Raw genomic sequence first — 25,980 nt, forward strand, 5'->3', positions numbered from 1 at the left:
CCTCCGCCTGCCTGGATCATGAAGAAAGACCCGCCGGATTGCTCCAGCGGGTCTTCGTTTGGCGTCGCGCGGGTGCCTATTGCTGCTGAAGCTTCAGCACCCTGTTTGGCACCGGGTCCTGCTGCTGGTCGATCGGCTGCCTGCGCCGCGGCAGCAATTGCAGCAACTGGCCCGGATCGATTTCCAGCGATGGCTGCCCGCGCATCGGCCGGCAGTTCGGATACCGCCCGACCATGCCTTCCGGACAGTGCCGCGTGAAGATCGGCTGGCACTGGCCGTTGACCATCTGCGAGCCCGGCGCGCATTCGCTCTCTTGCCTGGGCTTGCGGCATGCGCCGTCGATCACCTCGGTCCCACGCGGGCAGACGCATTCGCCGCGCTTGTTGTGGACCTGGCCGCGTATGTCGCACTGCTCCAACTGCGGCTGCTTGCGCCGACAGGCATTGCCTTGCACCTCGGTACCCCTCGGGCAAACGCAATTGCCGTCGGAGTCATGGACCTGGCCACGGATGGTGCATTGGTCAGGCTTCGGCCTGATCGGCCGGCAGGCCCGGTCTCGCATCTCTGTGCCTTGCGGGCAGACGCAGTCCCCGTCCGCATTGTGGACCTGGCCACGGATGGTGCACTGCTCGGGCTTCGGCCGGACCGGACGGCAGGCGCCATTGCGCATCTCGGTGCCTTGCGGGCAGACGCAATCGCCATCGGCATTGCGGACCTGGCCAGGAATGCGGCACTGCTGCGGCTTTGGCCGGATCTGGCGGCAGGCCCGGTCTCGCACCTCGGTGCCTTGCGGGCAGACACAGTCCCCGTCCGCATTGTGGAACTGACCACGGATGGTGCACTGCTCGGGCTTGTCGGTCCCGACGCATTTTCCGTTCTCCAGCTCCGTGCCGCGCGGGCAGACGCAACGTCCGTCCTCGGTGCGGATCTGGCCTTCGAGCAGCACGCAGCGCGGCGGAGGTGGCAGCGGCAGAAGGTTGGTGCATTGCCCGTTGCGGAAGGTGGTGCCTTCCGGGCAGACGCAGCGGCCGGCATCGTTCATGACGAAGCCCGGCGAGCACTGGTTCTTTACCTCATGCGTGATGATGAAGGGATGGCACGCATAGGCCCTGCCGCGATCGCCCTGCACGTTGGTCGCGTCGTTGGACAGCACGTCGCCGCCGCCCTGCACCCGTGTGTCGGGAGAGAGCACCCCAACGCAGTTCCGGCCGTTGACGTTGCCCTGCAGGTTGGCAAGACGCCCATCGTCGGGGATGACCACGGTCACACGGTGCGAGCGGCTTTCGCCGGCGCCGAGCGTCAGGTTGGCGATGCAGGAGGCCGGCAAGGTCGTCGGTTCCGGCGAACAGCCGAAGGGCGGCTCGATCGAAGTGATCGCGACGCCTTCCAGCCGGCCAAGCCCATCGACGCCGATCGCGTCGCCGATGCGGACCGGGCCCGAGAAGGGGCTCGTTCCGTCATTGGTGATGGTGATGTCGAACGAGCAGGGCTGGCCCAGCCTGCATTCGCGGTCGCCGGTCTTCTCGACACGGATGGTCGAGGAGCCGCCGCCCCTGGCGCAGGCTTGGCCGATCGGATAGACGACGTCGTCGCCCTGCGCCGGCCCATAGGAGCCGCGCGCGCAGTTCTCGAATTCGCCATTGGCCGAAACCGTCACGTCGAAGTGCCTGGAGATTCCGGGCGTCATGACGGCGCCTGGTATCTGGCACGACAACGCATTGGCCGGAACCGGTCCGCATGCCCATTCCGCGCCGTCAGGGGTTACGGTCTGGATCTGGACAGGCGCTCCGCCCGACACCAGCGTGGCGGCATCGTTGACCCGCACCGGACCGGTGGGGGCAGCCGTGCCGACATTGGCGACGGTGATGCGGCAGGACACCAGCGCCGCGCCGGCCAGCGAACCGTTGCACACCTTGGTGATGCGCAAGGTCGGCTGGCCGCTGTTGGGACGGCGGATGCGTTCCTTGGCGCAGGCCTTGTTGTTGGTGAGATCGACCTCACCGGGGATGGCCTTCACCTCGGCGCAGTTCTCGACCGTGTCGGACCGGTAGCCGGCCGGCATGACCGCCTTGACGAAGATCGGTGTCGAGGCGCCCGCGGGCAGCGAGATGCCGGCATTGTCGCAACGGAACTGGCCGGGGCCGTTGGGGCCGCATGTCCAGGGCGGGCTCGGGCCGAAGGTGGAGGACGCCGGCGCGCCGGCGGGGTAGTTGTCGATCACCGTCAGCGGCCCATTGTAGGTCGATGTGCCGTTGTTGATGATGTCGATGATGAAGGTGCAGACGCCGTCGGCGGTGCAGACTTCGGTGCGGGCACGCTTCTTGAGAATCAGGTCGACCTTCTTCTCGACCGGCGGCTGGCAATCCGGATTGCGGTCGCCGCGCCGGCAGATCGGGATCGACGCGCAGCCCCGGTCATTGGCCTGGCTGCCGAACAGCGGCTTGCCGCTGGCGCCGTAATTGTAGGTGGCGCAGTTGCGCAGCACGCTGCCTTGCCAGCCTCCGGCCGGCTTGAAGCCGAGCTTGAGGTCGACAAAGGCTCCCGGAGCGAGCGTGGTCACCGGGTAGGTGCACGTCATCGGGGTGGTTCCCGGCGCGCAGACCCAGGGCGAATTGGGCCCTGAACTCATCGTCGAGCCGGCCGGCAGCGTCACCTCGTCGAGCACGATCTTACCGTTGTAAGGCGCTGTGCCGACATTGGTGACCCGGATGGTGAAGTCGCAGCCGCCGCCCATCGTGCAGCGTGTGACGTCGGCATGCTTTTCAACCTTGAGGTCCGGTTCCTTATCCCTGGGTGGGCACCTCTGGTCACGCGGGATGACGATGTCGATGGTTTGCGTGCAGCACAGGCCCCAGCCCTCCTTCGGTCCGGCATAGGTCTCGATACCGGTGACGATGAGGTGGATGACGTCGCCGGGTGACGCGCCGACGATCTTCCAGTTGAGCACGCCGCCGCCCGCCGGCACCTTCTGGGTGTCGGGGATGATGCTGATGCCTGGCGAGGTCGTCGACACCTGCACCCATTTGCCGCCCATCTCGGGGCCGACAGGCATGTGGTAGATGAAGGCGCCGCCGCCGGGCACGCAGTCGACCGTGCCGCGTTCGACCTTGAAACACTCATGGTCGGTTGGAGGCGGAGGTTGCTTGTCGCATTTGGTGAGGTCGATCCGGATCGAGGTCTTTTCCCCGGTCGCGATGTTGCCGTCGTCCGGCTTGCCCGGATCCTGCGACGGGATGATGGTGCCCGTGCCGATGCCGCCGGTGACCTTGATCGTGCCCTGGTTGTCGACGTTGACCGGCGCTGGAAACGCGGCGTGGTCGATCTTGGCGGTGATGCGGAAGGTGATGACGCGTTCGTTCAGTGCGCCCGAGCCATCGAGATCGCTGGCGGAAATCCGGAAATCGGAAACCGTTGCCGTGTCGTTGGGGCCGGCCGAATTGCTGACGACAGCGCCCGGCAAGGCCCCACCCGATGCATCGGTGCCGTCGCCGGAGACGGTCACATTGACGATCGAAAGACCGTGCGGAAGCTGGTCCCTGAAGTCGAGCTTGGCTTTCTTCAGCGCCGCCTCGAGGGCCGGATTGGCAAGGCCTTGCGGATTGCCGCGCAGTCCGAAGGTCAAGGTATAGAAGACATAGTCGCAACTGCGCTGGCCACCGGTCTTGGTGAAGAACGGCACGACACGTCCGGATTCCGGGTTGATGATGCGCGGATTGTCGAGCTGCAGCGGCTGCACATCCTGGCTGGTGACAGCCTGGACGGCCTGGGCGGCGGATGCCGGCAGTGCGGGCGCAAGGGCGACCGCGATCCCGGCCGCCATCAGCCAGCGCGCGCCGCGCCTGGCGAGTGACAGGGGTTTCATGATCGTCTCCATGACGGTTTTTGGGGATTTGGCCGCGAGCGGGGATGGGGCAAGACTGTTCATCTTTGCCTCCTCAACGTTCGCAGCTGACGGCTGGGGTCCGGAGCGGCAAGGTCATCTTGCAGCAAGGGTAGTAGCCACCCTTGTCCTTGTCGGACTTCCTGTAGAAGCAGAGTCCAACATCCACTCTGTCGCCCGGATAGTGGCCGGTGATGTCGATCGTGTAAGGCTTGCCCGGCGCATGTGACATAGGTGAGGTCACCGCGACGCCTGGCGTCCTGGATTGGGCCTTGATCGAATCACCGCCGAAGCCGGCATGGTCATGGAGATAGAGATCGGCCTCGAGACCGCGCGGCGTGCAGTAATACTGCACGTTCTCGACATCGAGACAGGGAGGCAGATTGCCCGGCGGCGGGAAATCCGGCGGGTAGAAGGGGGGCTCATAACCGCCCGGTATTTCCTGATAATAGCCGGCACGGCCCTCGCAGGGATGCCAGACGGCGACGTCGCCGACATGGCCTTCCACTTCGGGATCCTCGAAATAGCCGTCGAAATCGACGAACCAGGAGCCGAAGGGCGGCACGTTGGCCGGCTTGACCAGCTCCTTGGGCGTGATCTGCACGCCGTGCACGGCAAGCGGCCCGCCCTCGGCGAGCTTTTCGGCGAACTCGGGGTTGTCGCGCAATTTGTCGCCTGTGTTGACCAAGGTCTGGGTGCAGACCGAGGTGTCGAGATTGCCGTCGGCATCGTAGCCATATTGCAGGTCGACGCCGCCGGCCGACTGCCTGTTGCCTTGCGGGAAGCCGACGGCATATTCCTGCGGCGCTTCCACCCAGACCGATTCCGTCGAGGGATCGTCGGGATTTTCCCTGAAGTAGCGGATGACCTCGCCCTTGCCGGAATCGGCGAAGCGGCTGTAATCATAGCGGTTTTCGATCGGGCCGCGCTGGGCGAGATACATGAAGCCGCTGTTGTCGAAGGCGATGTCGGTGACGGCGTAGTCCTTGTCGGCCTTCACAGTCAATTCCCAGCGGGGATCGCCGGCGAAGGTGCCGTCGCGGGCAATGCCCACCGACCAGATTTCCGACTTTTCGCCAACCGAATAATAGAGCCGGCCGCCATGATAGGAGACGGCCCAGACGCGGCGCTCGTCCTCGGTGTAGCCCCAGCTGTCGGGGTCCTCGGTGTCGAAGGCCGCGCCCTGTACGTCCATCACCGCGCCATCGTCGGCGACCGGGGCCAGCCCATGCGCCGGCCGGCCGGCGACGCCATGGTCGAACGTGTCGACCAGTCTGCCGTCGGCGTCGATGCGATGGATCAGGCCGGTGTCGAGATCGGAGGCAAAGAACTGCCGGTGGACGGGATCGAAGGTGATATTGCCGATGCCGGGTCCGCTGTTGCTGTCGATGTCGGCGAATTTGGCGACCTGGCCGGTGATGCCGTCGATCTTCCAGATGGTGCCCGGCCCGCCGCCGTTTTCGGTGCCGAACTGGCCCTCCATGAAGGTGGCGCCCGCCGTGCCGCGGCGCTGCCGCTCCGGCCTGCCGTCCTTGTCTGCGTCCGGCGTGACGATCTCAATGCCATGCAGCGAGGTGGCGGCGGCATAGAGGTTGGGAACGCCAGACGGCACACCGTCGCGCACGCCGTCATCATAGGTGAGGCCGAACACCTCACCGATCTGGCCTGCTGTCACCTCGAAAGGCGGCGGCGTGAAAACGAGCTGGCCCGAAGCCGGACCACCCAGGTGTGAAACGTCGAAGACGCGCAAGGTGGCGCGCGAGATGTCGATGAAGGTCTCGTCGACCGGATCGACGCCGGGCGGCAGTCCCTCGTCGACATTGGGGATGACGGTGCCGGGAAAGCCGGTGACCGCCATCGAGCCTGGATAGATGATCTGGGTTTCCTGCGCTTGGGCGGCGGCGCCCAGCCACAGGCTGGCGGCAAGCGCCAGAGCCAGCAGGCCGCCGGCCTGCAATGCACCGCGCAAGCGGTTGTCGAACTCAAAAAAAGGCACGAACGCGCCGCGGATGCGAGACATGACACTACCCCCGTAGTCCAGGGGAGAGACGTCCGGACTTGCCGCGCAAATCAGGGCAAGGCGCGGTGGTCCGGCTCGTTCTTCCCTGATCGAATTGTCTGCTTTCCTCATAGTGACGATACGCCTGCTCCTGCGCAGGGTCAACGGAATCAGCGGGAAGCCCAGCGCATCGACCCCGTCCCGAAGGCGGTGGTCGCGCCGAGCTCCTGTTGGTCCCGGAGACCATGGAGTCTCTGGGTTGCTGGTCATGGGGGGCTGCCTTTCCGGGGCCGCACCATGCGGCACCTGGACATCAGTCGCGGGCCGGCGCGGAAAGGTTCATGGAAGCGTTGCGCAGAATGCTTGCGCGCGATGCCGCCTGTTCTTATATACGCGCCAAGCCGTGCGGCGCCGGAGAACCGGTGGGTGGACGGTATTTCTTGTGAACAGGGGCTTTCGTCGGAACGCCTTACCGGGTCCTGAGAGCCTGCTTAGCGGAGAGACTAGAAAAATGGCAAAAGTAATCGGTATCGATCTCGGCACCACCAACTCGTGCATCGCCATCATGGATGGCAAGGAGCCGAAGGTAATCGAGAATGCGGAAGGCGCGCGCACGACGCCTTCCATCGTCGCCATCTCGGGCGACGGCGAACGTCTCGTTGGCCAGCCGGCCAAGCGCCAGGCGGTCACCAATCCTGAAAACACCATCTTCGCGGTCAAGCGCCTGATCGGCCGCCGCTATGACGATCCGGTGACGGAGAAGGACAAGAAGCTTGTCCCCTACAAGATCGTCAAGGGCGACAATGGCGATGCCTGGGTCGAGGCCGGCGGCAAGAAGCAGTCGCCCTCGCAGATCTCGGCCATGATCCTGCAGAAGATGAAGGAAACGGCGGAGGCCTATCTCGGCGAGAAGGTCGAGAAGGCGGTCATCACCGTTCCGGCCTATTTCAACGACGCCCAGCGCCAGGCCACCAAGGACGCCGGCAAGATCGCCGGCCTGGAAGTGCTGCGCATCATCAACGAGCCGACAGCGGCAGCGCTCGCCTATGGCCTCGACAAGAAGGAAGGCAAGACCATTGCCGTCTACGACCTTGGCGGCGGCACCTTCGACATTTCGGTGCTCGAAATCGGCGACGGCGTGTTCGAGGTGAAGTCGACCAATGGCGACACGTTCCTCGGCGGCGAGGACTTCGACATGCGCCTGGTCGAGTATCTGGCGGCCGAGTTCAAGAAGGAACAGGGCATCGACCTGAAGAACGACAAGCTCGCCCTGCAGCGCCTCAAGGAGGCGGCCGAAAAGGCCAAGATCGAGCTGTCGTCGACGACGCAGACCGAAATCAACCTGCCCTTCATCACCGCCGACGCGACCGGACCGAAGCACCTGACGCTCAAGCTTACGCGCGCCAAGTTCGAAAGCCTGGTCGAAGACCTCGTCCAGCGCACCATCGAGCCCTGCAAGGCGGCGCTCAAGGATGCCGGCTTGAAGGCTGGCGAGATCGACGAAGTGGTCCTGGTCGGCGGCATGACCCGCATGCCCAAGATCCAGGAGATCGTGAAGCAGTTCTTCGGCAAGGAGCCGCACAAGGGCGTCAACCCGGATGAGGTCGTCGCACTCGGTGCCGCCATCCAGGCCGGCGTGCTGCAGGGCGACGTCAAGGACGTGCTGTTGCTCGACGTGACGCCGCTGTCGCTCGGCATCGAGACGCTGGGCGGCGTGTTCACCCGGCTGATCGAGCGCAACACGACGATCCCGACCAAGAAGAGCCAGGTGTTCTCGACGGCCGAAGACAGCCAGTCCGCCGTGACCATCCGCGTCTTCCAGGGCGAGCGTGAAATGGCCGCCGACAACAAGGCGCTCGGCCAGTTCGACTTGGTCGGCATTCCGCCGGCGCCGCGCGGCGTGCCGCAGATCGAGGTCACGTTCGACATCGACGCCAACGGCATCGTCAACGTCTCGGCCAAGGACAAGGGCACCGGCAAGGAGCACCAGATCCGCATCCAGGCTTCGGGTGGACTTTCCGACGCCGACATCGAGAAGATGGTCAAGGATGCCGAGGCCAATGCCGATACCGACAAGAAGCGTCGCGCCGTGGTCGAGGCCCGCAATCAGGCCGAAGCGCTGGTGCATTCGTCGGAGAAGTCGCTGAAGGAATATGGCGACAAGGTCTCGGAGACCGAGCGCACGGCGATTTCGGACGCGATCGCGGCGCTGAAGGCCGCTGCCGAGGGCGATGATCCGGCCGACATCGAGGCCAAGAGCCAGGTGCTTGCCGAAGCTTCCATGAAGCTTGGCCAGGCCATGTACGAGGCCTCGCAGAAGGAAGCGGCGGAAGCCGACGCCAAGGCGGATGCCGCCAAGGACTCTGACGTGGTCGACGCCGATTTCGAAGAAATCGACGAAGACGACGACAAGAAGAAGTCGGCCTGAGCGGCTTGACGACAAGATAATGCGAAAAGCCCGGCGCAAGGCCGGGCTTTTTTGCAACCCTCGCTGAAAAAAGTGCGAGCACCGCCGAAAAAACCACTGAAAACCACGGACAAGTTCGCGCCGGCCCTAGCATACGGGCAGCACCGCTCCTAAATCGAAACAACGTGCCGGCAACCGACGCAACATTGCATCAAGACGTTGAATATCCGGACTGCGGGAAAAAATGAAAGCTGATTTCTACGAAACGCTGGGCGTGCAGAAGGGCGCCGACGAGAAGGAGCTCAAGAGCGCTTTTCGCAAGCTGGCCATGCAATTCCATCCCGACCGCAACCCCGGCGATCATTCCTGCGAGCACAAGTTCAAGGAAATCAACGAAGCCTACGAGACGCTGAAGGACCCGCAGAAGCGCGCGGTCTATGACCGTTTCGGCCACGCCGCCTTCGAGCAGGGTGGGATGAATGGCGCGCAGGGCTTTGGCGCCGGCGGCTTCGCCGACATCTTCGAGGACATTTTCGGCGACATGATGGGCGGCCGCCAGCGCCGCTCTTCCGGTGGCCGCGAGCGCGGCGCCGACCTGCGCTACAACATGGAAATTTCGCTGGAGGAAGCCTTCGCGGGAAAGACCGCGCAAATCCGCGTGCCGGCTTCGATCTCCTGCACCGAATGCTCTGGCAGCGGCGCCAAGCCGGGCACCCAGCCGGTCACCTGCTCGATGTGCAACGGCCACGGCAAGGTGCGCGCCACGCAAGGGTTTTTCTCGATCGAGCGGACCTGCCCGCAATGCCAGGGCCGTGGCCAGACAATCAAGGATCCCTGCCCGAAATGCGCCGGCCAGGGCCGTGTCACCGAGGAGCGTTCGCTGTCGGTCAACATCCCGGCCGGCATCGAGGACGGTACCCGCATCCGCTTGGCCAATGAGGGTGAGGCCGGGCTGCGCGGCGGGCCATCGGGCGACCTCTATATCTTTCTGGCGGTCAAGCCGCACGAATTCTTCCAGCGCGACGGCGCCGATCTTTATTGCAAGGTGCCGATCTCGATGACCACTGCTGCCCTTGGCGGCTCCTTCGAGGTGACGACGCTCGACGGCACGCAGACCAAGGTGAAGGTGACCGAAGGTACGCAGAACGGACGCCAGTTCAGGCTCAAGGGCAAGGGCATGCCGGTGCTGCGCCAGCCCAATGTCGGCGACCTCTACATCCAGACCGCGGTCGAGACGCCGCAGAACCTGTCGCGCCGCCAGCGCGAATTGCTGGAAGAGTTCGAACAGCTTTCCTCGCAGGACAATTCGCCCCAATCGAGCGGCTTTTTCGCCCGCATGAAGGACTTTTTCGAGTCTTTCGGCGAGCGTTGAGACGCGACGAAAACTATCTTATCCACGCCATTGGCAAGGCCGCGCCTTGCCTTGCGTCATCCAGATGTTAAGTAGTTTCAAGGGGCGCGCTGAGGAGAGCTTGCATGGCACGTGGTCACGGACTGCGGAAGGCGTTTGCCGAGAAGTTCGACGATGAACTCAAATTCTTCAAGGGCTGGATCGACAAGCCGAAGACGGTCGGCTCGATCGTTCCGACCAGCTCGATCACCGCGCGCAAGATGGCCTCGATCGTCAATCCCAAGTCCGGCCTGCCGGTGCTCGAGGTCGGCCCCGGCACCGGTGTCATCACCCGCGCCATCCTCGCCCAGGGCGTGCGGCCCGAAAACCTCTACGCGATCGAATATTCCACCGATTTCGTGCGCCACCTGCGCCAGCTCTACCCCGGCGTCAACGTCATCGAGGGCGATGCCTTCAACCTCAACGCCACGCTTGGCGAGAGGAGCGGGATGATCTTCGACAGCGTCGTTTCCGGCGTGCCGCTGCTCAATTTCCCGGTCGCCCAGCGCATCGCCTATATCGAGAGCCTGCTCGACCGCATTCCGGTCGGACGGCCGATCGTGCAGCTGACCTATGGTCCGATGTCGCCGATCCCGGCCGGCCGCGGCGACTACACGGTGAAGCATTTCGACTTCATCTTCCGCAACATCCCGCCGACGCAGCTGTGGATCTACCGGCGCGAGGCGCATTAGAAGAGAAGGCAGTAAGGGAGTAGGGGGAAAAGATCGGCCAGGGAAACGTTTCTACTGCCCTACTGCCCTACTGCCCTACTGCCTTTCCCCCATCCAGCCGTTGATTTGATCGAACCTTGGCTGTACGTGTCCCAGAACAAGGGTGGCCAATGGCAGTGATCCCGAAAATCCTCGTCTTCGCCGGCTCGGTGCGCGGCGGCGCCTATAGCGGCAGGACCGCCGACGTGGCGCAGAAGGAACTTGCGGTGCAAGGTGCCGAGGTGACCCGTATTTCGCTTGCCGATTACCCCTTGCCGATCCTCGACGAGGACCTGGAAAAGGAAAACGGCGTTCCGGAAAACGCCCAGAGGCTGGCGCGGCTGATATCAGCCCATGACGGGCTGCTGATCGCGACGCCGGAATATAACGGTTCGATCCCGCCGCTGCTCAAGAACACGATCGACTGGGTGAGCCGGGTGCGACGGGATGGCGGCCGGTCGGTCAGGCCGCTTGCCGGCAAGGTCGCCGGCCTCTGCTCGTCCTCCAACGGGCACTTCGCCGGCATCCGCTGCATCAACCATCTGCGTGCCGTGCTGGTGCGCTGCCAGATGGAAGTGGTGACACCGGAATGCTCGGTGCCGGAGGGTGGCGACGCCTTCGACGTGGACGGCCATTTCCGTGACGAAAGACTGCACAAATCGATGGAGCACCTATGCCGCACGCTGATCGAAACCTCGCGCATGCTGTCGACCAGGGTCGAGGCGTGACCGCCGCACCCCTGCAGCCTCATTCCATGCAGGAGCGATTGATCGTCGGCCTCGACGTGCCGACCGTGAAGGAGGCCGAGCGAGCGGTGCGCGAGCTCGACGGCGTCGTCTCCCTTTACAAGATCGGCTATCAGCTGGCTTTTGCCGGCGGGCTCGACTTTGCCAGGGAGCTGGCCAGCGGCGGAACGAAAATCTTCCTCGACATGAAGCTGCTCGACATCGACCACACAGTGGCCAAGGGCGTCGAGAACATCGTCAGGATGGGCATGACCATGCTGACCATCCACGCCTATCCCAAGGCGATGCAGGCGGCGGTGGAGGCGGCGCGCGGCAGCGAGCTTTGCCTGCTCGCCGTCAGCGTGCTGACCTCGATGGACGAGCAGGACATGATCGACGTTGGCTATGAATATGACCCGCACACGCTGGTGCTGCGGCGGTCCGAACAGGCGCTCCATGCCGGCATGGGCGGCATCGTCTGCTCGGCCGCGGAAGCCGAAGCGGTGCGCCGCATCGTCGGCCCTGACATGGCGGTGGTGACGCCGGGCATCCGGCCGCCCGGCAGCGACCATGGCGACCAGAAACGCGTGGTGACGCCGGCGCAAGCGGTCCGCAACGGCGCCAGCCATCTTGTGGTGGGCCGCCCGATCGTCGCGGCAAACGACCGCCGCGCGGCAGCGCAGGCGATCCTCGACGAAATGCGCTCCGCGTAGAATAAGGGAGAGAACAATGCCGAAGGGATACTGGATCGCCCGCGTCGATGTGTACGATGCCGAAGGCTACAAGGCGTATATCGCCGCTTCGAAGCTCGCCTTCGACCGTTTTGGCGCGAAATTCCTGGCGCGCGGCGGAGCCCATGAGCTGGCCGAAGGGGCTGGCCGCGCCCGCAACGTGATCATCGAATTCGAATCGCTTGCGATCGCGCATGACTGCTACCACTCGCCGGAATATCAGCGCGCGGTGGCCATCCGCCAGAAGGTCGCCGACGGCGAGATCGTGCTTGTCGAAGGGATTTAGATCCGCGCGGAAAGCCGAGTGGCTGCCGTCTCGGCCATGGCGTCGGCAAGGCTCAGCCCCCATTGCCGGCGGCAATAGTCGCGAAAATCGAAGCAAGGCAGGCCAGGACAGACCTCGAACTCGATGAGGTGAGCCGTGTCGTCGGCCTCCACCCTGAGATCGATGGAAAACACATCGCGCAGGCCGAGCCCGGTGATGAGCCGTTCGGCGATCCCCCTGATCCTCGCATCGGCCACCGGCTGGCTGTCCGCGACCGCAGCGAGTTCGGGTTCGGCGTATTGCCCGGCAGCCTTCGCCGCCTCGCCGGTCTCGCCATAGAGCGCCAAACTGTCTTCCATGGTCTGGAAATCACCTCCCGACTCGACAAAGGCGACGCCGAGCGCTTCGACCCCGGTATCCGGCATCAGCCCAAGGAAGCTGGCGCGGACGTTGCGGCCGGCGACATAGGGCTGGACGACGACATCGTCGCGATAACAGGCGAAAACACGCCGGCTAAGCTCCAGCGCGTGAGCGAGATCGGTTACGCGCGAATCCGGCCAGATGCCGATCTTGGCGCCGAGGCGGTTGGGCTTGACGAACCAGCCGGCGGCGGAGGCCGGCGCCTCGACCAGCCATTCGCCATCCCGCGCGAGACCGGCCTGCGGCACCGGCAGGCCGAGCGCGCCAAGCACGGCGCCGGAGCGGAACTTGTCCTGGCAGAGCGCGAACAGCGAATCGTCGGCGCCGATGGTGTTGAAACCGCCGAGTCTTGCCAAAGCGGGTGCCGCGCCGCCACGGAAATAGGCGACGCCGTCGGTCAGCGTCCAGACCAGCGCGGTCCGTGGGTCCTCACCGTCGAGCACCTTGGCGGCATCGTCGAGCACCACCGGCGCAAAGGACAGGCCGCGCGCCTCGCAGGCGGCGGCCAGCGCAACGAATTCGAGAGCGAGATCGGTCGACTGCGCCAGATAGGACGAGATTTCGGCGGCACGCCGCGATGCATGACCACCGGCGAGCAAGCGGTCGAAACAAGCCTTTTCGGGCTCGTGGACAAGGATCAGTTTCGGCTTGTGCATTGGCATGATGTGGCGGGTTCCCGACGGTGCGATGACCTACCATCGCACGGCTCGCACAATCGGCTTTCGCGAAATCGACGCGCCCCGGGCGCCTGTGTGACAGCGCCAGGATTGCGACCGTAGCCCGGGTCCGCGTCCGGCAATGTCAGGCGATCAGCACGCGCGGTTCCAGGCGGCCATTGACAGGAATGTCGAGCAGGAAGGTCATGCCGCCCTGCAGGTCGAGCAGACGCTGCTTTTCGTTCTTGCCCGACCAGGCCGAGGTCACGGCCAGCCGATCGGCATTCCTGCCGACGAAGGCCGGGCAGGATGGCTGCGTCACCGGCATGGCGACCGTGCGGACGAGCTCGCCGTCCGGCCCATAGGCCTCGATGACGCTGCCACCCCAGACGGCGTTCCACAGGATGCCGTCGCGGTCGAGCACCGAACCGTCGATATAGCCCTTGGCCGAGCGGTGATCGACGAAGATCTTCGGCTCGCCGACGGGCAGGCCGGTCGCCGGATCGCAGGCAACGCGCATCAGCAATCCGGTCGAGGTGTCGGTGTAGTAAGCAAGCGCGCCGTCTGATGAAAAGCAGATCGAGTTCGAGACGGTGATATCCGAAAACAGGCGGCGCAGTTCGCCTTTGAAAAACCAGTAGATCGAGCCCGCGCCCTTCTCCTCGCCCTTGCCCATGGTACCGACCCACAAGGCACCGCAGGGATGGACGCGGGAATCGTTGGATCGGGTGACCGGGTTGTCGGCCTCGATGGCGGTGTGCAGCGTCATTCCGCCGGTGGCGACGTCGCGGACAAAAAGCCCGGTTTCGGTGGCGATCAGCTGTCGCTTGTCATCGATGATGGCGATCGCGCTTGCCATCTGGCCAAGCTCGTGGATTTTCAGCGCACCGCCGGCCAAGGGCTTTTCCAGGAGCTGGCTGTTGACGATGTCGAACCAGAACAGCGCATCCGTGCCGGGATCGTAACTTGGCCCTTCGCCGAGCTGGCAGACATGATCGGAAAAGACGGAAACGATCGGTTCACTCATCATCCTTCTCCGAATACCGCGTCCCAGGCAGCGACGGCTGCGTGGGCGCGCGCCGCCACATCGTCGACGCTCATGCCTGGCTTGAACAGGCTGGAGCCAAGCCCGAAGACCGTGACGCCAACAGCCTTGTAGCCGGCAAAGTCCTTCTCCGAAACGCCACCGACCGCGCCGACCAGCGTCTGCGCCGGCAGCACCGCCCGGATCGCGGAAATGCCCGATGCGCCGAGCACGCTGGCGGGGAAGAATTTCAGCGCCGAGGCGCCGAGCCGGATCGCCTGGAAAGCCTCGGTGGGGGTGAACACGCCGGGCATGGTGACCATGCCGTAATGCCCGGCGCGGCCCATCACCTCGGCATCGATGTTAGGGCTGACCAGCAGTCGCCCGCCGGCCGCGTGAAGACTGTCGACGTCGGCCGCCGTCAGCACCGTGCCGGCGCCGACCAAAGCTGTCTTCGGCAGCACTTGAACAAGCCTGGCGATCGACGAAAACGGCTGGGGCGAATTGAGCGGCACCTCGATAGCCTCGATGCCGGCATCGAACAATGCCTGGCCGATGGCGATCGCCTCGCTTGCCTTGAGACCGCGCAGGATGGCGACCAGGCCGCGCTTAAGTTTTGGAAAGGGTGCTGTCTCGGTCATATGGCGGCTCCACTTCTGGTAATCATGCCATTCTCCCGCGCGGCCTCGATGAGACCGGCGCGTACAGCCTCGTCCGCGTCGACTGTCCGCACACCAAGCCCGCCGAGGCCAAGGGCGGCCTGGTAGAGCCCGGCCAGCGCGCCCGAGGCAACCAGCACGACCGATGTCGCGCCGGCGCCATGCCGGCGCCGGGCAGACGCGATCTCGCCGCCGATCAGCAGGCCGGACAGGCAGGCGGCGGCATCATCGGCCTCGAGGTCCTGGAGCAGGCCGGCGGCGCGGATGGCAAACAGCCGAGAGGTGACATCGCCGCCATCGCCTAGCGCTGTTTCGCACCAGCGGCGGAAGAACGGATTGTCTGGAGCAACCGGGCTTGGATGTTCACCCAGCGAATGGCGCAGGATCGAGTGCGCGGCAAGCACGGAAAACAGCTCGCCCGTCGGCCAGGTGCCGAAGCCGGCGACGGCGCCGTCCTCCACCAGCACCCATTTCGAATGCGTGCCGGGCATGCAGACCAGTTCGCGGCCCCTGGCGGGCAGGCCGGCGCCGGCAAGCTGCGTCTCCTCGCCGCGCATGACATCGGGCGCGTCGGCCAGGCGCTGGGCAAGGCCGGGAATGATTCGGATGTCGCGCTTCTGCCCGGGCACCCTAGCGGCGCCGCCGAGAATGGCACCGAGCGGCGACGGAACGCCGACATAGGACGCCTCCAGCCAGCCCTGGCGGGAGCCGGCCATGCCGCAGATGATGACTGGCAATTCCTCCGGCGCGCCCATCGCTGCCAGATGGCCCTCCAGAACGTTGGCGAAGCCCTTTTCGCGCGCGGTGATCAGGCCATCGTCGCCGCGCCGCTCGGCAAGCACCTTGCCGCCGCCGTCGATCAGCCAGGCCCGAAGCCGGGTCGTGCCCCAATCGAGCGCCGCGACTGCCGGCACGCTGCTGGCAAACCCCGGGCTCACAGGAAACCTCCATCGACGATCAGCATCTGCGCGGTCAGCATGCGCGAGGCATCCGAGGCCAGGAACAGCACCGTGCCGACCATGTCGTCCGGCCGCATGACGTCCCTGATGCACTGCTTGGCGACATGGGCGGCAAGCGCCTGTTCAGTGACCCAGAGCTGCTTCTGCCGCTCGGTGATCACCCAGCCGGGCGCGATGGCATTGACGCGGATGCGGTCGGGCCCGAGCTTGCCGGCCAACCCCTTGGTGAGGCCGAGGATGCCGGCCTTGGCGGCGGTGTAGGCCGGCAGGTCAGGATGATTGATCAGATAGGACGTCGAGGTGAAATTGATGATTGAGCCGCCGCCGGCGCGCTTCATGCCCGGCGCCACCGCCTGCGCGGTGAAGAAATGCGGCCGCAGGTTGATCGCCTGGTTGTTGTCCCAGAACTCCACCGTCACGTCTTCGACGGCGTGGCGTTCGTCCCAGGCGGCGTTGTTGACCAGCACGGTGACGTCGCCATGCGCTTCGGCCGCCTTCGCGGCGGACGCCCGCAGTGCTTCGATATCGCGCAGATCGGTCCTGAGATAGAGCGGCCGACGGCCGAGCTCTTCCTCGATACGGTCGGCGAGTGCGATGCTGGGCTTGTCGGCGATGTCGATGAAGGCGACCTTGGCGCCCTGGCGCATGAACCCTTCGGTCAATGCCGCGCCGATGCCGGAGCCGCCGCCGGTGATCAGCACCGAAGCGCCTTCGAGGTCGGCAAAACGCGCCGATGGCATCATGATTTTTCGTCTCCCGGGTCAACCGGCGCGCATCCTAGCCAGACACGTCCGGCGGGCAAGGGCGAAAAGACCGATTTCGGGGCTTATGTCTGACAAAAAGGCGATCGCGCCCGCGCTCGACCCCGCCAGGCGGCATCGCCGCATCGCGGGCAGGGCCGAAACCTGCCGCTCAGATTGCCTTGGCGCGCAAGGCGCCACGGAAGGAATCACGGAGGTAGCCCAATGTCGCGTCGGCATCGGCCGGCTTGCCGAACAGATAGCCCTGCCCGCCGGCGCAACCGAACTGGACCAGGCGATCGGCCTGCGCCTCCTCTTCGATGCCTTCGGCGACCACGTCCATGCCAAGCCCTTCGCACATGGCGAGGATGGCGCGGATGATGTGTTCGGACGGCCGGTCGTCGAGAATGGAGGAGACGAAGGCGCGGTCGATCTTGAGCTTGTCGAAATGGAATTCGCGCAGGCGGCCGAGCGAGGACTGGCCGGTGCCGAAATCGTCGAGCGAGACACGGATGCCGACGCGGCGCAGATCCTCGACGATCTGCGCCGCCGAAGCCGGGTCGTTCATCAGGCCGGTTTCGGTGATCTCGATCTCCAGCCGGCGCGGATCGAAGCCGGTGCGGTCAAGGATCGCCAGTATGTGCAGGCCGGTGTTCTGGTCGACGAGCTGCGAGGGCGACAGGTTGAAGGACAGGAACAGGTCTTTCGGCCAGCTCCTGGCGGCCTCGGTGGCCTTGCGCAGCACGAGCTGCGACAACGGGCCGATGATGCCGCGCTCCTCGGCGATGGGGATGAAGACGGTCGGCGGCACCGCGCCGAGGTCGCGGTCTGTCCAGCGCGCCAGAGTCTCGAAGCCGATGGTGCGGCGCGTGGTGAGATCGACGATCGGCTGGAAATGCGGCTCCACCTCGCCGGCCGAGACGGCGCGGCGCAGCGCCTGCTCGATGCGGGTGACGCGCTTGGCGGCCTCCTCCATCTCGCGGGTGTAGACGACGACGCGGCCGCGGCCGGAACGCTTGGCATGGTAGAGCGCCGTTTCGGCCTTGTTGATGAGGATCTCGGTGGTCTCGTCGCCGGAATAGAACAATGAGCAGCCGACCGAGGCCGAGAGCCTGGCGGTGCGTTCGCCGACATCGTAGGGCGCCGACAGGATCTCGATCAGCATGCGGGATTTTTCCGCCGCCGCCTCCTCCGAGAACACCAGCGGGTAGAGGAAGGCGAATTCGTCGGCGCCGATGCGGCAGACCGTCGAATGGCCGTCCATCGAGGCGCGCAGCCGCATCGCCACCTGGATCAGGATGTCGTCGCCGGCCTTGTGGCCGAACAGGTCGTTGATCGGCTTGAAACCATCGAGGTCGAGAATGCCGACGGTGAAGGGTGCGGGATCGTCGGAACGGTCGCTGATCAGGCGGTCGACCTTGTCGAAGAAGCGGCGATGATTGCCAAGCCCGGTCAACGGATCGGTGAACGCCAGATCCGTGCTTTCCCTGTTTGCCTGACCGGTGCCAAACGGAGTTTGCATCGGTGTCCCTGTTCGTCCCTGCTTTTGTCGTCGGAATTTATTTTCCAGACTGGCAGCAAACCCTTTAGGAAACGTATCCCACGGACCGATTTTTGTGGCCGGAGCATGATCCCGAAAAGGGGTCCGGCTTTCGCCGCGAGCGGTGCCCAAACCGTAAGCCGGATAGCTTCGTGAAGCCGGCTACAAGATCCGTCAAGCGCTTGGATTTTCAGCCGTTTGGCTTGACGCGATACAGTTCCAAGGGTCTTCCCTTGGTCTCCGCCACCGGCTCCAGCCAGACCGGCACGTCCCCGCTCATCAACCTGGCCAGGAAACCGTCCGGTGCCCTGGCCATGAGCAGGCGGCTTTCCGCATTGCCACGGCAGAGTGCGACAAGGCCGACATGATGCCTTTCGACAACGGTTCTGGCATCGGCATCCGAGCCCAGCAAGGCATCAAGCGCGACCAGATTTCCGGCGACGTTGCGGTGGTAGAGTCCGGCCAGCACGCGGTGACCAGTAAAGGCCAGTATCGGCGAGCCAAGATTCGAGAGCGAAAGCACGGTTGTGGCCGGCATCCGGCTGAGCGCCGCGAACGATGCCTTGCCGAGGCAAGCCGTGTCTGCGGCATTGGCACCGGTGGCAGCCGCGTCGGTTTGGAAAGCACTCGACGCCGCCCCGGCAGCGCCTGCCCAGATTGCATTTACCGATATCAGCCAGGCCGCGGCCATCCTGAGTGCGGCGCTGTTGGACGGACTGGTTTGCGCACGCTGCCGCCAGCAGGCGATCCATGCCGCAAGCGGGATCACCGCGAAGGCGATGGAGAAGGTCGAGCCGCGAACTTCCCAGGCGCTGACCAGGAACGCCATAACCAGCAGCGAGCCGACAAGGCTGTCCTGCCGACGCCAGCCATGGCCGACGCGGAGCGCCATCAGGATGATGGCCACCAACGGCGTGGCAAACCGTGCCACCGCTCTGGCCGGATCATTGGTGACGATCTGGAACAGCGGCTGCGCCTCGTCGATATGGCTGAGCCACATCTCCTTCAGGCGCGGATCGAGGTTGGCATAGGGCGAGGCCAGGCATTGCGGGAATAGGAATACAACCACAGCCGCAAGGGCTAGCCCAAGCAGGCCGAGCGAGGCCAGGCGGCCGGCGACGGTGGCACTGGCGGCCTTCCACGAGGCGATGGCCGCCAGCCCCGCGCCGGCAAGTCCGGCGACGGCGAACTGCACAATCGAAAATGTGTCGCACTGTGCCTGGGTCCATGCGGATGCCGGGACGGTGGCGACGAAGACGAGAGCCGAAACAGCGGCGGCGCCCAGGCCAAAGTCCCTCGCGGTCAGCCTTTCCCGAGCACCATTGCCAAGGAACAGCAGCGCGACAGCGGCGCCAAGGGTTCCGGCGTAGGGAGCGCTTTCCATGCCGATGGCCACGCTCAGCGTGGCGCAGATGCCCGAAAGCAAGGCGGCCGGCCGCAGCAAGGGAGCCTCGAGCAGCAAGGCAAGGCTCGCCAGGATCAGCGTCAGCTGCACATTGTGATGATCCAGCGAACCTGGGGAGAAAATGCCGAGGTAGTAGAGCGCGGCGCCACCGACGACGGCGGCGGGCAGGACAGCGTGGCCGCCGGCGAAAGCGCGCGCGGCGCGGATGAGGAAGAAGACCGCCAGCCAGAACAGCAGGGCAGGCCAGGCCACCTGCACGATCTGTTCAGCCAGGGCGACGTTGCCCGTCAGGGCCGATACGGCAAGGACGCCAAGGGCCAGCGGCGCGTCGAGCAGCCGCGACCAATGCATGACGAAGCCGCCGTCCAGTCCCATCCTGTACTGGTGCAGGTCGAACCAGCCCTGGCCGGCCAGAAGATCGCGGACCTCGACCAGTTGCAGCAGGCTGTCATTGTCGCCCGCCGGGTTGGCCAGTTGCAGAAATCCGGTCACGGCATAGACCGTGAGCGGCACCAGGGCCGCGAGCAGCGCCGCCAGCATGTCCGCCCGCCAGGAGGGACGGGCGGTGTCCTTGGAAGGCATCGCGGCATGGCCAGCGGTCATTTTGCCGGGATAGCCGTGGCCGCGCGCCGGAAACACCCAAAGCCTCGAAACCAGATAACTGATGGTGCTTGTCACTACCGTCGTCAGCGCCGACATCGCGACGGGCGACAGGCCGAAACGCGTCACCGCCACCTGCGAGACGAGGCAGGCAAAAGCGGCGCATCCGGCTTGCAGGGCAAGATAGCGCGGGAACGCGACCTTGTGATCGTGTTCCGCACCGAACGTCCAGCCCCGCTGCGCTCGATAGGCAACGACGAACGCCGTCGCATAAGCGACGGCACTGCCGGCGAACGGCGGAACGCCCAGCGAAACCAGCAGCCACGAGAGCGCGAAAAACGATCCCGCCGCACCGATGCCCACCACCATGAAGCGGAACGGGCGCGCCTGGACAAGCGCCGGCAGCACGTCGGTCATTGCTGATCGCGTGCCGTCGCTTCCCGCGACAGCCCGGCCTTCAGCCGCTTGACAGGGATCTCCAGGACACCGAGCAGGAATGCCGAAAAGAAGACCTGGAACGAAATGACGATCAGGCTCAAGCCCAGCACGACGATGCGCGGAATTTCGGAATCGTTCAGCGGACCGAAGCCGAGATGGGCCCAGCGCATCACGGCATAGAGGAAGAACAGGAAGCCGGCGGCAAAGCAGATGCCGGCATTGGCGGCGAGACGGTCGGTGCTGATGGTCCTGGTCAGCCAGTCCGACCCGCGGCTTGGCGGCAGGATGCCGGTGATTTCGGCATAGTATCGCGAAATGGCACCGAAGGTGATGAGCTGGATGCCGGTGACGATCATGAAACAGGCGGCGACGAAGGTGTTGAGATCGAGCGAAAGATTGTCGACCACCCGCAAGGGGCCGAACACCAGCAGCGCCGCGAACAGCGTGCCGAGGCCGGAAAGCACAGCGCCTGGAATGAAGAACATCCAGCGCGGATTGTAGACCAGCAGGAATTTGAGGTGCCGCCAGCCGTCGCGCCAGGTCCTGAGATGCGGCGGCCGGCTGCGGCCGTCGGGCTTGAGCGTGGTCGGCACTTCCTCGATGCGCAGCCCGGCAAGCGCGCTGCGCACCACCATTTCGCTGGCGAATTCCATGCCGGTGGTCTGCAGGTCGAGCTTCCTGATGCTGTCGGCGTTGAAGCCGCGCAGGCCGCAGTGGAAGTCGCCGGTCTTGATGCGGAAGAACAGGCGGCCGACGAAGCTCAGCACCGGATTGCCGAGATAGCGATGCAGAGGCGGCATGGCGCCAGCCTCTATGCCGCCCTGGAAGCGGTTGCCCATGACCAGGTCGGCGCCGCCGCGCAGCCGGGTCACGAAAGCATCGAGCGCAGCGAAATCGTAGCTGTCATCGGCGTCGCCCATGATGATGAAGCGGCCCCTGGCGGCGGCGATGCCGCCCAGAAGCGCCGCGCCGTAGCCCTTCTGCGCGACCGGGACGATACGAGCACCGCCCTGCGCGGCGATCTCCCGCGAGCCGTCGGTGCTGCCATTGTCTGATATCAGCACCTCGCCCGCTATGCCGGATTGGTCGAGAAAGGCCTTGGCCTTGCCGATGCAGACGGCGAGCGTCTCGGCCTCGTTGAGGCACGGCATCAGGATGGTGAGTTCGAGCTGCTGGGTCGGGGCTGCGCGGACGGCAGTGAGCGCGTTCATGATCGTCGTTCCATCGGGTGCCCGGCGCTGCGTCAGGTCGGCCGGCTGCATTCGGAGCCTACCGTCGCACGGCAAGGCTTAAGAAAGCGATGATGTCAGTCCTCGTCTTGTCTGCAACCGACAGGCGCGCCTTGCTGATCCCAATGTTCAAAAGGTCGCGATTGGCAGAACGCGCCGCGACGCTTATATCGCTTGCGTCGACTATGCTGGGGACCTGCCATGAAGTTGAAAATCGCCGTCCAGATGGACCATGTCTCCACCGTGTCGATCGCCGGCGACACCTCGTTCGCCCTGTCGCTGGAGGCGCAGCGGCGCGGTCACCAGCTGTTCCACTACACGCCCGACCGGCTGTCGATGCGCGACGGCAAGGTGTTTGCCCGCGTCGAGGAGATGACGGTGCGCGACGAAAAGGGCAGCCACTATTCGCTGGGCGAAAAGGTGCGCACCGACTTGTCCGAAATGGACGTCGTCCTGCTGCGCCAGGACCCGCCCTTCGACATGAACTACATCACCACGACCCACATCCTCGAGCGCATCCATCCAAAGACGCTGGTCGTCAACGACCCGGCCTGGGTGCGCAACAGCCCGGAAAAGATTTTCGTCACCGAGTTCCCGGACCTGATGCCGGACACGCTGATCACCAAGGATCCGCTCGAAGTCGCCGCCTTCCGCAAGGAATTCGGCGACATCATCGTCAAGCCGCTCTACGGCAATGGCGGCGCCGGCATCTTCCACATGCTTGAAGCCGACCGCAATCTCGCCTCGCTGCTCGAAATGTTCGGCCAGATGTTTCGCGAGCCCTATATCGTGCAGCGTTACCTGAAGGATGTGCGCAAGGGCGACAAACGCATCATTCTGATCGACGGCGAGCCGGTCGGCGCCATCAACCGGGTGCCGGCCGAGCACGACTCCCGCTCCAACATGCATGTCGGCGGCCGCGCCGAGAAGACCGAGTTGACGACACGCGAGCGCGAAATCTGTGCCCGCATCGGGCCGTCGCTGAAAGAGCGCGGCTTCATCCTGGTCGGCATCGACGTCATCGGCGACTACATGACCGAGATCAACGTCACCTCGCCGACCGGCGTGCGCGAGGTCAAGCGCTTCGGCGGCGCCGACATCGCCAGCCTGTTCTGGGACGCGGTGGAGGGGAAGCGGACATAATTTGTTTTCAGTTTGTGTTAACCATGTTCCGCTTTTGCAGCCGGGCACAACCGGCGCGCAACCTGTGCGGCTACCGGTTGCGCCAATGTTCCCGATTTGATCAAGGTACCGGCGAAACCCTTGGCGCAAAGCCGCCGGACGATCGCGTCGTATGAGGACTACGCGGTCCGTTATGACGATATTGTCGGGCATGTCCCTCACCCGAACGACAAGGCCGCGCTCGAGCGCGCCGCGGCGATCGCCGGAGCGGGCGGCCGCATCCTGGAAATCGGATCCGGCCCGGGCCGCGACGCGGACTTCCTGGAGGGCCTTGGCGTCGCGGTCCGGCGGACCGACGCCACACGACGCTTTCTCGAACTGCAGGCCGCGCGCGGCAAGGCAGGCGAACTCCTCGACGTGATCACCGACGAACTTGGCGGTCCCTACGACGCGGTGGTGGCGCTCGCCGTGCTGATCCATGTGCCGCGCGACCAGATTGACCAGGTTCTGCAGAAGATCGCGCGTTCATTGCGGCCGGGCGGGGCCTTCGTCGCCTCGATGCGTGACGGCGACGGCGAAACGGGCGGTAAGTACCATACCGTCGACTGGCGCAGGGATGCCTTCGCGGCGCGCATCGAGGCTACCGGCATGGAGCTTCTCAGCCACAGCTTCCGCATCGGTAGGAATGAGCAGGGCTGGGACACCTTCCTGGCGATGAGGCCGTCATGATCGGGTGCGCGCCTTCCTGCGCTCACCCCACTTTGTTCCTGTAATGTTCTTGCCTTGGGCTGAAATCTGTGGTTGTCTTGCGTTGACGTCGCTCGCGGCCTGTTCACAGGGCAAGGGCGAGCCGGCATCGGGGGCAGACAATGGTGGCGCGGGTTCGTACGGTCGCTTTCCAGGGCATCGAGGCAGTGCCGGTCGACGTGCAGGTGATGATCGCGCCCGGCAAGGTCAACATGCATATCGTCGGCCTGCCAGACAAGGCGGTGGCGGAAAGCCGCGAGCGGGTGCAGGCGGCATTGCATGCGTCGGGCCTGTCGATGCCGTCGAAGAAGGTGACCGTCAATCTGGCGCCCGCCGATCTGCCGAAGGAAGGCAGCCACTACGATCTGCCGATCGCGCTCGGCTTGATGGCAGCCCTTGGCGCCATTCCGGGCGACATGCTGGCTGGCTATGTCGTGCTGGGCGAGCTGTCGCTCGACGGTACGATCACCGCCGTTGCCGGTGCCTTGCCGGCGGCGATCGGCGCCAATGCCGAAGGCAAAGGGCTGATCTGTCCCTTCGCTTGCGGGCCGGAAGCGGCCTGGGCGGGGCGGGAATTCGACATTCTCGCGCCCCGCAGCCTGATTGCGATCGCCAATCATTTCCGCGGCACGCAGGTGCTGTCGCGCCCGGAGGCCGGCATCCGCGCGGCGGCGCGCGACCTGCCCGACCTTGCCGACATCAAGGGCCAGGAGACGGCGAAGCGGGCGCTGGAAGTGGCGGCCGCCGGCGGACACAATCTGCTCATGATCGGTCCGCCAGGCTCAGGCAAATCGATGCTGGCGCAGCGCCTGCCGTCGATCCTGCCGCCACTGGCGCCGAAGGAACTGCTCGAAGTCTCGATGATCGCCTCGGTGGCCGGCGAGCTCGGCGAAGGCAAGCTGACCGACCGGCGGCCATTCCGCGCCCCGCACCATTCGGCCTCGATGGCGGCGATGGTGGGCGGCGGCCTGCGCGCGCGGCCAGGCGAGGTCTCGCTCGCCCATCACGGCGTGCTGTTCCTCGACGAGTTCCCCGAATTCACGCCGCAGACGCTCGATGCGCTGCGCCAGCCGCTTGAAACCGGCGACTGCATGATCGCACGGGCCAACCATCGCGTCACCTATCCGGCCCGCATCCAGCTGGTGGCGGCAATGAACCCGTGCCGCTGCGGCATGGCCGGCGAACCGGGTTATCGCTGCCTGCGCGGCGACCGTTGCCGCACCGATTACCAGGCGCGTATTTCAGGTCCGCTGCTCGACCGCATCGATCTCAGGATCGAAGTGCCGGCGGTCTCGGCCAGCGACCTGATCCGGCCCGACCGGGCGGAGAAGAGCGCCGATGTGGCATTGCGGGTGGCGCGTGCCCGCACCATCCAGCGCGAGCGTTTCGAGCGGCTCGGCGTCAACAGCGCCACCACCAACGCGCATTGTTCTCCAGCCGTCATCGAGACGATCGCCATGCCCGACGCCGCAGGCCTGTCGCTGCTCAAGGATGCCAGCGAAAAACTCGCCTTTTCGGCGCGGGCCTACCACCGGGTGCTCAAAGTGGCGCGCACGCTCGCCGACCTCGACGCCAGCGAATGTGTCGGCCGCATCCATCTGGCCGAAGCGATTTCCTATCGCATGAGTTCGGAGCGCATGGCGCAGGCGGCGTAGCCGCGTTCCGCGCAGCTCCCGTTACCTATCGCAAGGTCCCGATGAAATGCAGGCGACGGTCGAACAACACGCTGGCCGGGAACGGATAGAGCGACAGCTTCTCACGCCAGGTGCGGGGTGTGATGCCCGCGGCGGCAAAAATGGCGTCCCACTCGGCCTTCGAGAGATAGTTGTAAGGCAGGCGCACATTGTGCCCCTTGTTGCCCACCCAATCCATGAAACGAAGCGTCTGGTAGGCCGCGAAGCCTTCGCGCAGGTGATCCTTGATGACAACGCCCTTGCGCGCCACGCGGGCCGCCTCGCGCACGAGATGACCCGGGTCGTCGGCATGATGCAGCACATCGACAATCGTCACCCAGTCATAGGAGCCATTCGCGGCGGGAATGGTGCTGCCATCGAACAGTTCTACCGGGATATGGGTTTGCGGCCTGATCAGCACGTCGATGCCGCGAAACGTCAGCCCCGGCTTTTTTTCCATGATCGCCTTGGCGATGGAGCCGTCGCCGCAGCCGAGATCGAGAACGGTGCCGGCCGGGCCCAGTTCGTCGGCCAGCCGGTCGGACAGGATGCGCACGCGGCGCTGGAAAACCGCCCGGTCATGGACGGAATTCAACAGTTTCTTTTCGATCGCCATCGTGTTGGCCATGCCAATGCTCCCGAGCCTTCCAGCCAGCACTAA

General features: G+C 65.1%; 20 protein-coding genes. 9 read left to right on the forward strand and 11 right to left on the reverse strand.

Annotated features, from left to right (window positions below):
• Positions 1 to 76: 76 nt before the first annotated feature.
• Together FJ543_RS16720 and FJ543_RS16725 are read right to left on the reverse strand one after the other, a co-directional pair.
• Positions 77 to 3,925 (reverse strand): DUF11 domain-containing protein, encoded by a 3,849-nt coding sequence (locus FJ543_RS16720; protein WP_140875998.1) that lies wholly within the window; start codon positions 3,923 to 3,925, stop codon positions 77 to 79.
• 10 nt (positions 3,926 to 3,935) lie between these two features.
• Positions 3,936 to 6,149: a hypothetical protein gene (locus FJ543_RS16725; RefSeq protein WP_181173989.1), complete on the reverse strand. Its 2,214-nt coding sequence runs from the start codon at positions 6,147 to 6,149 to the stop codon at positions 3,936 to 3,938.
• A gap of 241 nt (positions 6,150 to 6,390) precedes the next feature.
• Between FJ543_RS16725 and dnaK the strand changes: the two genes are divergently transcribed.
• From dnaK to FJ543_RS16755, 6 genes are all read left to right on the forward strand, one after another.
• A complete protein-coding gene (gene dnaK / locus FJ543_RS16730; protein WP_140619792.1) occupies positions 6,391 to 8,307 on the forward strand; it encodes a molecular chaperone DnaK in 1,917 nt (638 codons plus the stop codon).
• A 223-nt stretch (positions 8,308 to 8,530) separates the two neighbouring features.
• Entirely contained in the window at positions 8,531 to 9,658 is a 1,128-nt protein-coding gene (gene dnaJ, locus FJ543_RS16735; protein WP_140876002.1) for a molecular chaperone DnaJ, read from the forward strand.
• Between the two features lie 104 nt (positions 9,659 to 9,762).
• Positions 9,763 to 10,368 (forward strand): phospholipid N-methyltransferase PmtA, encoded by a 606-nt coding sequence (gene pmtA / locus FJ543_RS16740; protein ID WP_140619794.1) that lies wholly within the window; start codon positions 9,763 to 9,765, stop codon positions 10,366 to 10,368.
• 149 nt (positions 10,369 to 10,517) lie between these two features.
• On the forward strand, positions 10,518 to 11,114 hold the full coding sequence (locus FJ543_RS16745) for an NADPH-dependent FMN reductase (RefSeq protein WP_140876004.1): 597 nt from the start codon (positions 10,518 to 10,520) through the stop codon (positions 11,112 to 11,114).
• 26 nt (positions 11,115 to 11,140) lie between these two features.
• Positions 11,141 to 11,824, forward strand: a complete 684-nt coding sequence (pyrF, locus tag FJ543_RS16750; protein ID WP_181174000.1) for an orotidine-5'-phosphate decarboxylase — start codon at positions 11,141 to 11,143, stop codon at positions 11,822 to 11,824.
• Between the two features lie 16 nt (positions 11,825 to 11,840).
• On the forward strand, positions 11,841 to 12,128 hold the full coding sequence (locus tag FJ543_RS16755; RefSeq protein ID WP_140876006.1) for a DUF1330 domain-containing protein: 288 nt from the start codon (positions 11,841 to 11,843) through the stop codon (positions 12,126 to 12,128).
• On the opposite strand, the gene FJ543_RS16760 is transcribed toward FJ543_RS16755, so the two are convergent.
• The 8 genes from FJ543_RS16760 to FJ543_RS16795 all read right to left on the reverse strand — a co-directional run bounded on the left by FJ543_RS16760 (position 12,125) and on the right by FJ543_RS16795 (position 21,759).
• Positions 12,125 to 13,189 carry a D-alanine:D-lactate ligase-like protein gene (locus FJ543_RS16760; protein WP_140876008.1) on the reverse strand — a complete coding sequence of 355 codons (1,065 nt, stop codon included), beginning with the start codon at positions 13,187 to 13,189 and terminating at the stop codon, positions 12,125 to 12,127. The two genes, FJ543_RS16755 and FJ543_RS16760, sit on opposite strands and share 4 nt — an antisense overlap.
• A gap of 139 nt (positions 13,190 to 13,328) precedes the next feature.
• Positions 13,329 to 14,210 carry an SMP-30/gluconolactonase/LRE family protein gene (locus FJ543_RS16765; protein WP_140824624.1) on the reverse strand — a complete coding sequence of 294 codons (882 nt, stop codon included), beginning with the start codon at positions 14,208 to 14,210 and terminating at the stop codon, positions 13,329 to 13,331.
• Positions 14,210 to 14,848, reverse strand: a complete 639-nt coding sequence (locus tag FJ543_RS16770) for a 2-dehydro-3-deoxy-6-phosphogalactonate aldolase (RefSeq protein WP_140876010.1) — start codon at positions 14,846 to 14,848, stop codon at positions 14,210 to 14,212. The genes FJ543_RS16765 and FJ543_RS16770 overlap by 1 nt, the downstream gene beginning before the upstream one ends.
• Positions 14,845 to 15,804: a 2-dehydro-3-deoxygalactonokinase gene (locus tag FJ543_RS16775; RefSeq protein WP_140876012.1), complete on the reverse strand. Its 960-nt coding sequence runs from the start codon at positions 15,802 to 15,804 to the stop codon at positions 14,845 to 14,847. The genes FJ543_RS16770 and FJ543_RS16775 overlap by 4 nt, the downstream gene beginning before the upstream one ends.
• Entirely contained in the window at positions 15,801 to 16,568 is a 768-nt protein-coding gene (locus tag FJ543_RS16780; protein ID WP_015314674.1) for an SDR family oxidoreductase, read from the reverse strand. Before FJ543_RS16780 ends, FJ543_RS16775 begins: the two co-directional genes overlap by 4 nt.
• A 169-nt stretch (positions 16,569 to 16,737) precedes the next feature.
• The gene (locus FJ543_RS16785; protein ID WP_015314675.1) at positions 16,738 to 18,087 is read right to left on the reverse strand and encodes an EAL domain-containing protein; all 1,350 of its coding nucleotides are present in this window, start codon (positions 18,085 to 18,087) and stop codon (positions 16,738 to 16,740) included.
• A gap of 208 nt (positions 18,088 to 18,295) precedes the next feature.
• Positions 18,296 to 20,527: a GtrA family protein gene (locus tag FJ543_RS16790; RefSeq protein WP_140876014.1), complete on the reverse strand. Its 2,232-nt coding sequence runs from the start codon at positions 20,525 to 20,527 to the stop codon at positions 18,296 to 18,298.
• Positions 20,524 to 21,759 carry a glycosyltransferase family 2 protein gene (locus FJ543_RS16795; protein ID WP_140876015.1) on the reverse strand — a complete coding sequence of 412 codons (1,236 nt, stop codon included), beginning with the start codon at positions 21,757 to 21,759 and terminating at the stop codon, positions 20,524 to 20,526. The genes FJ543_RS16790 and FJ543_RS16795 overlap by 4 nt, the downstream gene beginning before the upstream one ends.
• Before the next feature lie 219 nt (positions 21,760 to 21,978).
• On the opposite strand from FJ543_RS16795, the gene gshB reads away from it, so the two are divergent.
• The 3 genes from gshB to FJ543_RS16810 all read left to right on the forward strand — a co-directional run bounded on the left by gshB (position 21,979) and on the right by FJ543_RS16810 (position 25,301).
• A complete protein-coding gene (gshB, locus tag FJ543_RS16800; protein ID WP_015314678.1) occupies positions 21,979 to 22,920 on the forward strand; it encodes a glutathione synthase in 942 nt (313 codons plus the stop codon).
• A gap of 120 nt (positions 22,921 to 23,040) precedes the next feature.
• Entirely contained in the window at positions 23,041 to 23,628 is a 588-nt protein-coding gene (locus tag FJ543_RS16805; protein ID WP_224622804.1) for a class I SAM-dependent methyltransferase, read from the forward strand.
• Positions 23,629 to 23,768: 140 nt separating this feature from the next.
• Positions 23,769 to 25,301: a YifB family Mg chelatase-like AAA ATPase gene (locus FJ543_RS16810; RefSeq protein WP_140876017.1), complete on the forward strand. Its 1,533-nt coding sequence runs from the start codon at positions 23,769 to 23,771 to the stop codon at positions 25,299 to 25,301.
• A 25-nt stretch (positions 25,302 to 25,326) separates the two neighbouring features.
• Here the strand turns inward: FJ543_RS16810 and FJ543_RS16815 are convergent, their stop codons facing one another.
• Positions 25,327 to 25,947, reverse strand: coding sequence for a class I SAM-dependent methyltransferase (locus tag FJ543_RS16815; RefSeq protein ID WP_140876019.1), 621 nt, complete (start codon positions 25,945 to 25,947; stop codon positions 25,327 to 25,329).
• Between the last annotated feature and the right edge of the window lie 33 nt (positions 25,948 to 25,980).

The organism is Mesorhizobium sp. B2-5-7 (assembly GCF_006440875.1).
Taxonomy (GTDB): Bacteria; Pseudomonadota; Alphaproteobacteria; order Rhizobiales; family Rhizobiaceae; genus Mesorhizobium; species Mesorhizobium australicum.

Coding starts and splice junctions, on each gene's coding strand:
- FJ543_RS16720 (WP_140875998.1), bottom strand. CDS start 3,925: ATGAACAGTCTTGCCCCATCCCCGCTCGCGGCCAAATCCCCAAAAACC.
- FJ543_RS16725 (WP_181173989.1), bottom strand. CDS start 6,149: ATGACCAGCAACCCAGAGACTCCATGGTCTCCGGGACCAACAGGAGCT.
- dnaK (WP_140619792.1), top strand. CDS start 6,391: ATGGCAAAAGTAATCGGTATCGATCTCGGCACCACCAACTCGTGCATC.
- dnaJ (WP_140876002.1), top strand. CDS start 8,531: ATGAAAGCTGATTTCTACGAAACGCTGGGCGTGCAGAAGGGCGCCGAC.
- pmtA (WP_140619794.1), top strand. CDS start 9,763: ATGGCACGTGGTCACGGACTGCGGAAGGCGTTTGCCGAGAAGTTCGAC.
- FJ543_RS16745 (WP_140876004.1), top strand. CDS start 10,518: ATGGCAGTGATCCCGAAAATCCTCGTCTTCGCCGGCTCGGTGCGCGGC.
- pyrF (WP_181174000.1), top strand. CDS start 11,141: ATGCAGGAGCGATTGATCGTCGGCCTCGACGTGCCGACCGTGAAGGAG.
- FJ543_RS16755 (WP_140876006.1), top strand. CDS start 11,841: ATGCCGAAGGGATACTGGATCGCCCGCGTCGATGTGTACGATGCCGAA.
- FJ543_RS16760 (WP_140876008.1), bottom strand. CDS start 13,189: ATGCCAATGCACAAGCCGAAACTGATCCTTGTCCACGAGCCCGAAAAG.
- FJ543_RS16765 (WP_140824624.1), bottom strand. CDS start 14,210: ATGAGTGAACCGATCGTTTCCGTCTTTTCCGATCATGTCTGCCAGCTC.
- FJ543_RS16770 (WP_140876010.1), bottom strand. CDS start 14,848: ATGACCGAGACAGCACCCTTTCCAAAACTTAAGCGCGGCCTGGTCGCC.
- FJ543_RS16780 (WP_015314674.1), bottom strand. CDS start 16,568: ATGATGCCATCGGCGCGTTTTGCCGACCTCGAAGGCGCTTCGGTGCTG.
- FJ543_RS16785 (WP_015314675.1), bottom strand. CDS start 18,087: ATGCAAACTCCGTTTGGCACCGGTCAGGCAAACAGGGAAAGCACGGAT.
- FJ543_RS16790 (WP_140876014.1), bottom strand. CDS start 20,527: ATGACCGACGTGCTGCCGGCGCTTGTCCAGGCGCGCCCGTTCCGCTTC.
- FJ543_RS16795 (WP_140876015.1), bottom strand. CDS start 21,759: ATGAACGCGCTCACTGCCGTCCGCGCAGCCCCGACCCAGCAGCTCGAA.
- gshB (WP_015314678.1), top strand. CDS start 21,979: ATGAAGTTGAAAATCGCCGTCCAGATGGACCATGTCTCCACCGTGTCG.
- FJ543_RS16810 (WP_140876017.1), top strand. CDS start 23,769: ATGGTGGCGCGGGTTCGTACGGTCGCTTTCCAGGGCATCGAGGCAGTG.
- FJ543_RS16815 (WP_140876019.1), bottom strand. CDS start 25,947: ATGGCCAACACGATGGCGATCGAAAAGAAACTGTTGAATTCCGTCCAT.